Raw genomic sequence first — 12,352 nt, forward strand, 5'->3', positions numbered from 1 at the left:
TTAGCGTCCCACAAACAAGCGGTCAGCCAGACGGGCAGGCAGACCCGCGGCGCGGATTGAGGCAGCTGCGCCATCAATATCATAGGGTAGGCGGCGGAACTGCAATTGGCGGGTGGCGGGATCATAGAGGCCATAGCCGGCCAGCGGATTGCCATCGCGGGGCTGACCGACACTGGGCAACACCACATGCCAGCGCCTGGAACTAAGTAAGGGAATGTGGGCCTCATCATGGGGCACAAAGCGCGTCATCGCGCCATCGGCGGCCTGCCCATAGATCGCTGGCTGATGCACATGGCCACACACCACGATCCGGCACGGCGTACCATCCAGCGAGGTCTGTGCGCTTGCACAATCGGTCACATAGCGCCATTTACTGGGGGCTGATGCATCGGCGTGGACATAAAGCCGATCTTCTTCACAGACTTCCATCGGCAGATCGTCAAGGAATAGCTGTTCGGCCTGCGACAGCTGGTTGCGCGTCCATTTGGCTGCGCTGGCCGCCGTTTCATTCATTTCGCGGTCAAAGTCGCAGGCCATATCGTCGTGATTGCCCTTGACGGCCACCGCCCCGGCCTCGACCAGAGTACGGATACGGGCCAAGACCTTACTTGGGTCCCCACCATAGCCCACAAAGTCACCCAAAAAGACATGGTGGCGCACTCCGCGCGCCTGTGCGTCTTCTAGACAGGCCTCGAGCGCCTGAATGTTTGAATGTATGTCGCCAAATAGAGCGATCACGCCCCATTCCCCCCGCTTTTGGCCTAGTATAGCAAGGCTTGGCGATGGAGTCGCCTGCGACAAACTGCAATAATGGTATGAGAAAGGGCCTGACGGTTTCCCGCCAGGCCCCGTAAGTCATCTCAAGCGAGCGCGCTCAGCTTAGAAATTGACCTTAGCTTCAATGCCCCACACGCGCGGCGCATTCACAAAGCCGGTCAGATTGTTGAAGTCGATGCCACCGACCAGACGCTGCTCGTCGGTGATGTTGCGACCATAGGCAGCAATCTCATACTTGTTGTCGAACAAGGTGACGCCGGTGCGCAGACCGCCTTCCCAATAGCCATCTTCGGAATATTCAATGGACTTATAGAGGGTGAAATAGGTTTCGCCCTTATAGGCCCAGTCGGTCAGCACAAAGAACTCATGACCATTGCCGAATGGCTTGGAATATTTCGCCGACAGGTTGGCAATCCACTCAGGCGCATTGGGGAAGGGGTTGCCGTCGATCTTGGCATTGCCGCCAGTCACAGGGTTCAGAATGGTGCAGGGTGCCCCGCACGCCCCGACCGTCAGATTGGGGTCGTTGATTTCGGTCTTGTTGTAAGACAGCGAACCGGCAAACGACAGGTTCTGAGTTGGCAACCATTGGACTTCGGCTTCAAAGCCCGATGCTTTGCCTTCCTTGGCATTGAGCAACTGGTTGAAGTTACCGGCCCCGCCAATGGCGGTGAATTGCTGGTCATCAATCGTCATGGTGAAGACGTTAAGGTCAGCCCGCAGTTTGCGGTCCAAAGCAAAGGCTTTCACCCCGGCTTCAAACGAGGTCACAAATTCAGACTTCGCCGTGGTCACGGCGGTCCCGAACAGAATGCGGCCCTGAATGGAGGGCGCACGATAGCCGCGTGCGGCGCGAGCATAGACATTGACCGACTCGGTGGCTTCATAGGTCGCCGAGACATCCCAAGAAACAGCTTCATCCGACACACTTTTGCGGACTGGAGCAATGTTGGCGATGCCGCCCCGGGCGACGAGGTCCTTTGAATCGTCGGAGTAACGCAGGCCTGCGGTCAAGGCCAAACGATCGGTTGGCTTATAGGTCACTGACCCGAACAAAGCCCAAGAATCAGTATTTTGGGTTTGGCGGGCGTCAGTGAACACACCGGTTGGCGAGAAGAAACCAAGCGAAAAGATCGACAAATCTTCTTGGAACACATAGGCCCCAACCTGCCAGCTCAAAGGACCGTCGCCATTGCTCGACAGACGCAGTTCCTGGGTGACTTGTTCGTGGTCATTAATCCCGTCGGCGGTATCAGAGCTGAACGGAATGAAGCCAGGGCCGACGCCTGCAACACCACCATCAATGTCGCCGCGGCCATAGAAATCCAAGGTCTCATAGCCGGTCACTGAGGTCAGGGTCACATTGCCAAAATCATAGACAACCCGGGCGGTTAGGCCCTTGGATTCAAGTTTTTGATTATTGCCTTCGCCTTGATCATAGCTGATGCGATCGGCCTTGAAATTGCTGTTAAGGCCGCGCTGGCCGCGGGTGATGACATTGGCACGGAAGATTTGTGAGGTGCCATCAAGCTTACGCGCATGGGCATTGAGCAAGATGTCCAGCTGGTCATTGGGCTGGAAGCGCAATTGAGCGCGAATGGCCCGATCATCAAACCCACCCAGATTTTTTTCTGCCAATGGCCCGGTATTGGTGATCCAGTCATCTTGCCCGGTCAGCATGGCCGAGACGCGGAACGAGACAGTGTCGCTCAAAGCCCCGCCCAACGCGCCTTCAGCATCACGTCCACCGAACGAACGGAAACCACCTTTCAGATAGCCACCCGATTTGCCATTCGGCTTCACGCTGTCGAACTTGACGATGCCGGCAGGGGTGTTGCGGCCAAACAATGTCCCTTGTGGACCCCGCAGCACTTCGATGCGCTCCACGTCAAATACGGGAAAGCCCTTCAGCACTGGGTTTTCAAACACCACTTCGTCATAGATGAGAGAAACGGGCTGGGAGGCGTTCAGGTCGAAGTCCGAATTGCCAAGGCCGCGAATATAAAAGCGCGGGAAGGTGCGTCCGAATGAGCTTTCCACCACCAGCGAAGGGACCCGGCCGGAAAAGGCATTCATGTCTGCCCCGCCAGAGGTCAACGTGGTCAGCGCATCGCCGCGCACTGTGGTCAGCGAAGCAGGCACATCCTGGCTGCTTTCTTCTCTCTTCCGCGCGGTCACGATAACCGTTTCAATGCCAGTAGGTTCGTCGGAGGCAGCAGGCGCGTTTTGGGCTACTGCCAGACCGGGAGCAAAGGCAAACGTGCTAACTGCAAGGGCACTAACCGATGCCAAAGCGAGGTGACGGGTAAATTTCATGTGAGGTCCATCCTGATTGCGATATCTGCAATCCGTTCTCGCGTCCCAGACGGACCGAAGTGGTCGGGGAAGAATCTGACACGCCGAACTGCTGATGGACGCGCTGGCTAGCCGCTGTAGGCGGATGAATCTACCTCAGGTCCGTCGATTTCTGTGACTGGGGCAACCTTACTTGCGTTGTGTTGCGTTGATGCAACAATTTGGCGACGGTTTGATGGCGGTTGGCAGACTGACCAAGAATTGAGTCTCTCTGGAGCCTTGCATACAGGTCTTGTCGTAGGCAGCGCGTTCAGTAAGCATCTGACTTGTTTCACCTGCCCCCCTTGCGTCAATCGGGGTGATCGGGCATATGCGGCGGTCCGCGCCCAAGGTGTAACGCCTTCGGGCGCGGCGCGCTTTAGGGGTTTAGCTCAGCTGGTAGAGCATCGGTCTCCAAAACCGAGGGTCGTGGGTTCGAGTCCCTCAGCCCCTGCCAGGCGCGGCAGACAAGGTTTATCATGGCGGCCTGGCCGCTCAACCGATTGAAAGACAGGACAAGAGGCAGGGGGCGAGGCCCGTCTGCATCTGAAACAAGACGATGGCACAAGCACCTACAACACCGACGCCGGCCCCCAAGCCAGCCGCCAAGAAGACGGGCCTGATCCAGTACTTCAAGGAAGTGCGGTCCGAAGTGCGCAAGATCTCCTGGGCCTCGCGCAATGAGACCCTGGTTTCGACCATCTTCGTCTTCATCATGGTTGTGATTGCCGCAATCTTCTTTTTCTTGGTCGACATGATCCTGCGTTGGGGTGTCGGTCTCATTCTCGGCATTGGCGGGGGACAATAAGTTGAGCGCCAAATGGTACATCGTGCACGCCTACTCGAACTTCGAGAAGAAGGTGGCAGAGCAAATCAAGGAAACCGCTGCCCAGAAAGGCTTGGCCGAAAAGGTCGAGCAGGTATTGGTTCCCTCTGAAGAAGTCACCGAGACGGTGCGCGGGCGCAAGCGCGTGAGTGAGCGTCGCTTCTTCCCCGGCTATGTGCTGGTGAAAATGGAATTGGATGATTCCACCTATCACTTGGTCAAAGACACCCCGAAGGTGACTGGCTTCCTCGGCGCTGATGCCGGCAAGCGGCCAACCCCGGTGTCAGAGCGCGAAGTTCAGCGCATCCTGGGTGTGGTGGAAGATGGGGCCGAGCGTCCCAAGCAAGTTGTTTCGTTCGATCTGGGCGAGAAGGTACGGGTCATGGATGGTCCGTTTGCTTCCTTCGAAGGCCATGTCGAAGAAGTGGATGAGGCCCGTCAGCGCCTCAAAGTCGCAGTGTCAATCTTCGGCCGGTCAACTCCGGTCGAACTTGAATATGGGCAAGTCGAAAAGCTCAGCTGATCGATTGCTCATGAGATGTGGGAGGTTGGCACAAATAAGCCAGTGCCGCCGCACCACGTAACCCTCGACTGCCCGGCGTGTCCGGTGTGGTCATAAACCCCGGCCAGCCATCAGGTTTTGGCCAGAAGGAGTGGGACTATGGCGAAGAAGATTCTCGGGCAGATCAAGCTCGAGGTGATGGCAGGCGAGGCGAAACCCGCCCCCCCCATCGGCCCGGCGCTGGGTCAGCGCGGTTTGAACATCATGGAATTCTGCAAAGGCTTTAATGCCAAGACGCAGGACATGGAAAAGGGCACCCCTTGCCCGACCGTGATCACCTATTATCAGGACAAGAGCTTCACCTTCGAGATCAAGACGCCTCCTGCGTCGCACTATCTCAAGAAGGCAGCCGGTCTGTCGAAAGGCTCGCTGAAGCCAGGCCGTGACCGGGCTGGTTCGGTGACCATGGCCCAGTGCCGCGAGATCGCTGAAAAGAAGATGAAAGACCTCAATGCCATGGATTTGGATGCCGCGACCAAGATCATCGCCGGCTCTGCGCGTTCCATGGGCCTGGAAGTGGTGGGATAATCATGGCTAAAGTTGGAAAACGGCTGGCAGCCGCCCGTGCAGGTGTGAGCGCTGAAAAGCTCTATAGCCTCGAAGAGGCCGTCGCGATTGTGAAGGCCAATGCCAAGGCTAAGTTTGATGAAGGCGTGGACATCGCCGTCAATCTTGGTGTTGAACCTAAATATGCCGACCAAATGGTGCGCGGCGTGTGCAACCTGCCCCATGGCTCGGGTCGTTCGGTTCGCGTGGCAGTGTTCGCCCGCGGTGCAAAGGCTGATGAAGCCCGCGCAGCTGGCGCTGAAATCGTGGGTGCGGAAGACCTGCTTGAAGAAGTGCAGGGCGGCCGCATGGACTTTGACCGCGTGATCGCCACTCCAGACATGATGGCTCTGGTCGGTCGTTTGGGTAAGGTTTTGGGCCCGCGTGGCCTGATGCCAAACCCAAAGGTTGGCACCGTGACAATGGATGTGAAGAAGGCCGTGGAAGATTCCAAAGGCGGGGCTGTTGAGTTCCGCGTGGAAAAGGCCGGTATCGTGCATGCAGGCATTGGCAAGGCAAGCTTCACCGAAGCGGCTTTGGCTGAAAATGCGCGTGCGCTGGTTGACGCTCTGGTCAAGGCCAAGCCAACCGGGGCTAAGGGCACTTATGTGCGCCGTGTGTCGATGTCCTCGACCATGGGCCCTGGCGTGAAGGTCGACACGGCGTCGGCAACCAACGCCCCAGCCTAAAGGCTGATGACCGATTTTTGGCGGGTGGATGATCAATCTGCCCGCTGACCCAATTCAACCGGGGGCAACCCCGCGCGAATGCCCGGCGGCAGAAAATCTAATGCCGGGCAACCTGTCCGAGATCATGGACGCCCTTAAAGGTCTAACCACCAAGGGCTTAATCAGGAGGGGAACCTCCAGGTCCACGTTAGACGGGAGCGAGTGTTACTGATGAGAGGTTTGGCAACAAACGGATCAGAGGTCCTTCGTCCCCGGGCAGGCCTGTCACCACCCGATCCTCGGGAGGTGGCAGTCACCGATCGGTGGGATGGTCCCATCGATCAAACCTGAGGAGACCGCGATGGATCGGACCGAAAAGGCCGAAGTCGTCGAGACACTGAAAAGCGTCTTTAACGCGAATTCCGTGGTGGTGTTTGCGCACTACACCGGCATGACCGTCGCGGAATTGACGGACCTCCGCATCAAGGCTTCGGCCGTTGGTGCGGGCGTGAAGGTGGTGAAGAACCGCCTCGCGAGGCTGGCTCTTGAAGGGCATCCGGGCGAAGGCGCCCATGTGCTTCTGAAAGGCCCGACTGCTGTTGCATATTCGGAAGACCCAACGGTCGCACCGAAGCTGATGGCAGATTTCGCCAAGTCGAACGACAAGCTCGTTCTGACTGGGGGCTTCATGGGCGGAACAGTGCTGGACGCCAATGGCGTCAAGTCGCTGGCTACCTTGCCGTCGTTGGACGAGCTGCGTGCAAAACTTATCGGCGTTATTCAGGCACCTGCCCAGAAGATCGCTGCTGTGGTTCAAACGCCTGCCGGCCAGCTGGCCCGCGTTCTCAAGGCTTATGCCGACAAGAACGCCGCGTGATGTTCGTCGTCCGCGATTCGTACACAACCTATATCCAAGTCAGGAAACACGAAAATGTCTAAACTCGAAAAGTTGGTCGAAGACCTGTCCGCACTGACCGTTCTGGAAGCTGCTGACCTCGCAAAGTTGCTGGAAGAAAAGTGGGGCGTGACCGCTGCTGCTCCTGTGGCTGTTGCTGTGGCTGCTGGCGGCGCTGCTGCTCCTGCAGAAGCTGCTGAAGAGCAAACCGAATTCACCGTGATCCTCGCCTCGTTCGGCGACAAGAAGATCGAAGTGATCAAGGAAGTCCGTGGCATCACCGGTCTCGGCCTGAAGGAAGCCAAGGACCTGGTCGAAGCTGCTCCAAAGCCCGTCAAGGAAGGCGTGTCGAAGGACGAAGCCAACAAGATGAAGGCTCAGCTGGAAGCAGCTGGTGCAAAGGTCGAACTGAAGTAAGATTCAGTTTTCCTTTTCTGGAAAAAGGCGGGCATCTCCTTACTGGAGGTGCCCGTTTTGTTTATGGTCGGATGAATACTTGAATCTTGTGGTAACCAATCATTTTGACTTGATGCATTAATCTGAAGCATGTTTCTGGCCTTGCAGGCTCAAGTTGTGAGTTTTCTGTGTTTATCTTGCACGCCTCTAATCCCGTCATGACGCTGCTTCTGGCCTTTTCGACCGTGGTAGGCAGTGTAGCTGCGGGGGCCAGCTATCGTTTCGGCCTCCCTCGATCAGATTCCCCCGCCATGCGCTGGGTTGGCTTGTTAGCGTTGGCATCCATCTGGCTGGTGTTTATCCCGATCAATGTGTGGAGCATTCTGGTTCACCAACCGGTGGTTTGGCTGGTTGGTTCAGAGACAATTGACGGTGGATTGGCCGAGAATTTGACCATCATCTTCTATGGTTCTGCCATTGTTTGCGCGCTGCTTAACTTACGAAGCCCTGCGCGCCTTTTTGGCGCGAAGTCCGCTCCACTCTGGCGGATCATCCTGATGTTGGTGGTATTGGGCTCCATCATTATGATTGGAGAAGAGGTGAGTTGGGGGCAGCATTGGTTGGGCTTTGCCACACCAGATCAACTCAACAAAATCAATCTTCAGCATGAAGCCAATGTCCATAATCTGGTCTCGCCACGCCTTTATGATGAAATCTACCAGGCTTTAGGGTGGGGGCTGATTTTGGGGCCCGTTTGGGCGCAGTTTTGGGCCGGTCGATGGCAGATTTTCTCAGTTGTGCGTTGTCTGCAAGCCTGTTTTGCTAGTCCGGTTACCTACGGTCTGATGGTAAGTGCGGGGATATTGTTGCAACACGAAGCCTTTGAAGAATTGTCTGAAATGGTCCTAGCCATGTCCGTTTTTCAGATTCTACTGATGCTCTTGTCCCGCAGTCCTCCGGCCAAGGGATGGACTGAGCCAGAGTGTCCGGCATAAATCTGCTGTGAAGACTGCCCGATCCCTCTTTACTTGTCGGGCAACCTAACGCATACGCACCGCGCACCCTCATGATTCTACGCTGCGGTCCCACGCGCCTGCGGGACCGTTTATTGCGTTTGAGGGGGGCTTTTTCCCGAGCAGGCAATCATTCGGCAGCCTGCGCGCCCAGCCCCCGCTGGATGATCGCGCGGCCCACTAGAAGGGAAGAGCGATGGCTCAATCGTTCACGGGTAAGAAACGTATTCGCAAATCTTTCGGCCGCATCGCCGAGGCAGTGACAATGCCGAACCTCATTGAGGTTCAAAAAAGTTCCTATGATCAATTCCTTCAAAAAGACGTGCCGCAGGAATTGCGCCGTGACGAGGGCATTGAGGCCGTGTTCAAATCGGTATTCCCGATCAAGGACTTCCAGGAACGGGCTGTTCTTGAATATGTTTCTTTCGAATTCGAACCGCCAAAGTTCGACGTGGACGAATGTATCCAGCGTGATCTGACTTATTCGGCTCCGCTCAAGGTCAAGCTGCGCTTGATCACGTTTGAATCCGATGAAGATACCGGCGCGAAGTCGGTCAAGGACATCAAGGAACAAGACGTCTATATGGGCGACATTCCTCTGATGACCGACAAGGGCACATTTGTCGTCAACGGGACCGAGCGGGTGATCGTGTCCCAGATGCACCGTTCGCCAGGCGTGTTCTTTGATCATGACAAGGGCAAGACCCACTCATCGGGCAAATTGCTGTTTGCTGCCCGCGTGATCCCTTATCGCGGCTCTTGGCTCGACTTTGAGTTTGATGCCAAGGACGTGGTCTATGTCCGTATCGACCGTAAGCGCAAGCTGCCTGCGACCACCATCCTCTATGCACTGGGTATGGACGCAGAACAGATTTTGTCGACCTTCTACAAAACCATTACTTACACAGCGGCCGAAGGCGGCTGGCACATTCCATTCGTGCCAGAGCGCTGGCGCGGCCAAAAGCCTGCCTATGATCTGATCAATGCCGCGACCGGCAAGGTTGTGGCTGAAGGCGGCAAGAAACTGTCGGCCCGCAATGCCAATAAGCTGGCTGAAGATGGCCTCACCACATTGTTGGTGCCCGATGACCAATTGATCGGCCGCTTTGCCGCCTTCGATATCGCCAGCGCAGAAAATGGTGAAATCTATGCCGAAGCCGGCCAAGAATTGACCCATGTGCAGATTGTGGAAATGCGTCAGGCCGGTGTGCGTGAGATCGACGTGCTCGACATCGACAATGTCACCATCGGCCCCTGGATCCGCAATACCATCGTGCTGGATAAGAATGATGGCCGCGACAGCGCGCTGACCGACATTTATCGGGTCATGCGTCCTGGTGAGCCACCCACACAGGAAACCGCCCAAGCCATGTTCCACTCCTTGTTCTTCGACAAGGAGCGCTATGATCTGTCCGCGGTGGGCCGCGTGAAGATGAACATGCGTCTTGACCTCGATGTCGATGACGAAATGCGTGTCCTGCGCAAGGAAGACATTATCGAAGTCCTCAAAGTACTGGTTGGTCTGCGCGATGGCCGTGGCGAAATCGACGACATCGACAATCTGGGCAATCGTCGCGTGCGCTCGGTCGGCGAATTGATGGAAAATCAGTATCGCGTCGGCCTGTTGCGAATGGAACGCGCCATCAAGGAGCGGATGGGGTCGATCGATATCGACACGGTGATGCCGCATGATCTGATCAACGCAAAACCTGCCGCGGCGGCTGTGCGCGAATTCTTCGGGTCCTCGCAATTGTCGCAATTCATGGATCAGACCAACCCCTTGTCGGAAATCACCCACAAGCGGCGTCTGTCGGCACTTGGCCCTGGCGGTTTGACCCGTGAGCGTGCCGGCTTTGAAGTCCGCGACGTTCACCCAACCCATTATGGTCGCATCTGCCCGATCGAAACGCCAGAAGGGCCGAATATCGGTCTGATCAACTCGCTTGCGACCTTTGCGCGCGTCAATAAATACGGCTTTATCGAGAGCCCCTATCGGCGCGTCATCAACGGCAAGATGCAGGAAGAAGTGGTCTATTTGTCGGCTGTTGAAGAAGCCAAATATGCCATTGCACAGGCCAACTCGCCGGTAGATGCCGATGGCTTCATCACCGAAGAATTGGTCGAAGCCCGTCAGAACGGGGACGCAACCATTCTGCACCGCGACCTGATCGAATTCATCGACGTGTCGCCCAAACAGGTGGTGTCGGTGGCAGCAGCCCTCATTCCATTCCTTGAAAATGATGACGCCAACCGCGCTCTCATGGGATCGAACATGCAACGTCAGGCCGTGCCATTGGTCCGTGCCGAAGCGCCACTGGTCGGAACCGGCATGGAAGGTGTTGTGGCCCGCGATTCCGGGGCCACCATCGTGGCCCGCCGTCCTGGCATTGTGGAACAGATTGACGGTACCCGCATCGTGGTGCGCGCCACCGAAGAAACCGATCCAACCAAGCCCGGCGTGGACATTTATCGTCTGATCAAGTTCCAACGCTCGAACCAGAACACTTGTATCAACCAGCGTCCGCTGGTGAAGGTGGGCGACATGGTGCGTGATGGCGACATCATTGCCGATGGTCCCTCAACCGATCTGGGCGAATTGGCACTGGGCCGCAACGTGCTGGTCGCGTTCATGCCGTGGAATGGTTACAATTTCGAGGATTCCATCCTGATCTCTGAGCGGATCGTCCGCGACGACGTCTTCACCTCGATCCATTTGGAAGAGTTCGAGATTTCGGCCCGTGACACCAAGCTCGGCCCTGAAGAAATCACCCGCGACATTCCAAACGTCGGGGAAGAAAGCCTGCGCAACCTCGATGAAGCCGGCATTGTGGCCATCGGGGCCGAAGTCAATCCCGGCGACATTCTGGTCGGCAAGGTGACACCCAAAGGTGAAACCCCAATGACCCCTGAAGAGAAGCTCTTGCGGGCGATCTTCGGTGAAAAGGCCTCTGATGTCCGCGATACCTCGTTGAAGGTTCCTCCCGGCGTACAGGGCACGGTCGTGGAAGTCCGCGTCTTCAACCGTCACGGTGTCGACAAGGATCAGCGCGCGATGCAGATCGAGCGCGAAGAGATTGAGCGTCTGGCCAAGGACCGCGACGATGAGTTGGCGATCCTTGAGCGCAACATCTATGGCCGTCTGAAGGAATTGCTGATCGGCAAGGAAGGCCTGTCTGGGCCCAAGGGCTTCAGCAAGGGCGTGATCAGCGAAGACACATTGGCTGAATTCTCAAAGGGTCAATGGTGGCAGATCGCGATTTCTGATGAAGCGGCGATGGGTGAAATCGAAGCCATTCAGAAACTGTTCCAGGACGCCAAACGCAGCCTTGATGCCCGCTTTGAAGACAAGGTCGAAAAGCTGCGTCGTGGTGACGAATTGCCTCCAGGCGTGATGAAGGTGGTCAAAGTGTTCGTCGCGGTGAAGCGTAAGCTGCAACCCGGCGACAAGATGGCTGGCCGTCACGGCAATAAGGGTGTGATCTCGCGCATCACCCCGATTGAAGACATGCCCTTCCTCGAAGATGGCACCCATGTCGACATCGTCTTGAACCCGCTGGGCGTGCCATCGCGCATGAACGTCGGCCAGATTCTTGAGACCCATCTGGGTTGGGCTTGTGCTGGTCTTGGCAAACAGGTCAAGGATGCGCTGGAAGCCTATGAACGCGCCGGTGATAAGTCGCGCTTTGTCGACACATTGCGCGGCATCTATGGCCCAGATGAGGAATTGCCGACCAGCGAAGAGGATCTGAAAATCCTCGGTCGCAATCTGTCGGCAGGTGTGCCGATTGCCACACCGGTGTTCGACGGGGCGCGGGAAGGCGACATTCGTGAGCTTCTGCGCCGCACCGGCAATGACGAAACAGGCCAAAGCACGCTGTATGATGGCCGCACGGGTGAGGCCTTCAAGCGCAAGGTCACGGTCGGCTACATCTATATGTTGAAGCTGCACCACTTGGTCGACGACAAGATCCACGCCCGTTCGATCGGTCCGTATTCACTCGTCACCCAGCAGCCGCTGGGCGGCAAGGCGCAATTCGGTGGTCAGCGCTTCGGGGAAATGGAAGTCTGGGCGCTGGAAGCCTATGGCGCTGCCTATACCTTGCAGGAAATGCTGACCGTGAAGTCCGACGACGTGGCTGGTCGTACCAAAGTGTATGAGAGCATCGTGCGCGGAGACGATACGTTTGAGGTCGGGATTCCTGAATCCTTCAACGTGTTGATCAAGGAAATGCGTTCCTTGGGTCTGAACGTCGAGCTTGTCGAAGGCATGGGAGCTGGTGTCGGTGCCGCAGGTGACGGTGCTGGCGGCAACTTGCCTGAGAAGAAGTAATCCAC

General features: G+C 56.7%; 10 protein-coding genes and 1 tRNA gene. 9 read left to right on the forward strand and 2 right to left on the reverse strand.

Annotation, left to right across the window (positions count from 1 at the left end):
• Both PbB2_RS12645 and PbB2_RS12650 read right to left on the reverse strand, forming a co-directional pair.
• Entirely contained in the window at positions 1 to 738 is a 738-nt protein-coding gene (locus tag PbB2_RS12645; RefSeq protein WP_108985697.1) for a metallophosphoesterase family protein, read from the reverse strand.
• A gap of 141 nt (positions 739 to 879) precedes the next feature.
• Positions 880 to 3,093, reverse strand: coding sequence for a TonB-dependent receptor (locus PbB2_RS12650; RefSeq protein ID WP_108985698.1), 2,214 nt, complete (start codon positions 3,091 to 3,093; stop codon positions 880 to 882).
• Positions 3,094 to 3,492: 399 nt separating this feature from the next.
• On the opposite strand from PbB2_RS12650, the gene PbB2_RS12655 reads away from it, so the two are divergent.
• The 9 genes from PbB2_RS12655 to rpoB all read left to right on the forward strand — a co-directional run bounded on the left by PbB2_RS12655 (position 3,493) and on the right by rpoB (position 12,347).
• Positions 3,493 to 3,568 (forward strand) — tRNA-Trp (locus PbB2_RS12655).
• A gap of 102 nt (positions 3,569 to 3,670) precedes the next feature.
• Positions 3,671 to 3,919, forward strand: coding sequence for a preprotein translocase subunit SecE (secE, locus tag PbB2_RS12660; RefSeq protein WP_108985699.1), 249 nt, complete (start codon positions 3,671 to 3,673; stop codon positions 3,917 to 3,919).
• Position 3,920: 1 nt separating this feature from the next.
• Complete coding sequence (gene nusG / locus PbB2_RS12665) at positions 3,921 to 4,460, forward strand: transcription termination/antitermination protein NusG (protein ID WP_108985700.1); 540 nt, start codon at positions 3,921 to 3,923, stop codon at positions 4,458 to 4,460.
• A 138-nt stretch (positions 4,461 to 4,598) separates the two neighbouring features.
• Positions 4,599 to 5,027, forward strand: a complete 429-nt coding sequence (gene rplK, locus PbB2_RS12670) for a 50S ribosomal protein L11 (RefSeq protein WP_108985701.1) — start codon at positions 4,599 to 4,601, stop codon at positions 5,025 to 5,027.
• A 2-nt stretch (positions 5,028 to 5,029) separates the two neighbouring features.
• Positions 5,030 to 5,734, forward strand: a complete 705-nt coding sequence (gene rplA / locus PbB2_RS12675) for a 50S ribosomal protein L1 (RefSeq protein ID WP_108985702.1) — start codon at positions 5,030 to 5,032, stop codon at positions 5,732 to 5,734.
• 340 nt (positions 5,735 to 6,074) lie between these two features.
• The gene (gene rplJ, locus PbB2_RS12685) at positions 6,075 to 6,590 is read left to right on the forward strand and encodes a 50S ribosomal protein L10 (RefSeq protein ID WP_108985788.1); all 516 of its coding nucleotides are present in this window, start codon (positions 6,075 to 6,077) and stop codon (positions 6,588 to 6,590) included.
• A 54-nt stretch (positions 6,591 to 6,644) separates the two neighbouring features.
• Positions 6,645 to 7,025, forward strand: a complete 381-nt coding sequence (rplL, locus tag PbB2_RS12690) for a 50S ribosomal protein L7/L12 (RefSeq protein ID WP_108985704.1) — start codon at positions 6,645 to 6,647, stop codon at positions 7,023 to 7,025.
• 197 nt (positions 7,026 to 7,222) lie between these two features.
• Entirely contained in the window at positions 7,223 to 7,999 is a 777-nt protein-coding gene (locus tag PbB2_RS12695) for a hypothetical protein (protein ID WP_108985705.1), read from the forward strand.
• A gap of 214 nt (positions 8,000 to 8,213) precedes the next feature.
• A complete protein-coding gene (rpoB, locus tag PbB2_RS12700; RefSeq protein WP_108985706.1) occupies positions 8,214 to 12,347 on the forward strand; it encodes a DNA-directed RNA polymerase subunit beta in 4,134 nt (1,377 codons plus the stop codon).
• The last annotated feature ends 5 nt before the right edge of the window (positions 12,348 to 12,352 follow it).

It is taken from the genome of Candidatus Phycosocius bacilliformis, from assembly GCF_003112735.1.
Classification (GTDB): Bacteria; Pseudomonadota; Alphaproteobacteria; order Caulobacterales; family Aquidulcibacteraceae; genus Aquidulcibacter; species Aquidulcibacter bacilliformis.

Excerpts from the sequence above, each read along its gene's own strand:
- rplJ (WP_108985788.1), top strand. The coding sequence starts at position 6,075 with ATGGATCGGACCGAAAAGGCCGAAGTCGTCGAGACACTGAAAAGCGTC.
- PbB2_RS12650 (WP_108985698.1), bottom strand. The coding sequence starts at position 3,093 with ATGAAATTTACCCGTCACCTCGCTTTGGCATCGGTTAGTGCCCTTGCA.
- PbB2_RS12695 (WP_108985705.1), top strand. The coding sequence starts at position 7,223 with ATGACGCTGCTTCTGGCCTTTTCGACCGTGGTAGGCAGTGTAGCTGCG.
- secE (WP_108985699.1), top strand. The coding sequence starts at position 3,671 with ATGGCACAAGCACCTACAACACCGACGCCGGCCCCCAAGCCAGCCGCC.
- rpoB (WP_108985706.1), top strand. The coding sequence starts at position 8,214 with ATGGCTCAATCGTTCACGGGTAAGAAACGTATTCGCAAATCTTTCGGC.
- rplK (WP_108985701.1), top strand. The coding sequence starts at position 4,599 with ATGGCGAAGAAGATTCTCGGGCAGATCAAGCTCGAGGTGATGGCAGGC.
- rplL (WP_108985704.1), top strand. The coding sequence starts at position 6,645 with ATGTCTAAACTCGAAAAGTTGGTCGAAGACCTGTCCGCACTGACCGTT.
- rplA (WP_108985702.1), top strand. The coding sequence starts at position 5,030 with ATGGCTAAAGTTGGAAAACGGCTGGCAGCCGCCCGTGCAGGTGTGAGC.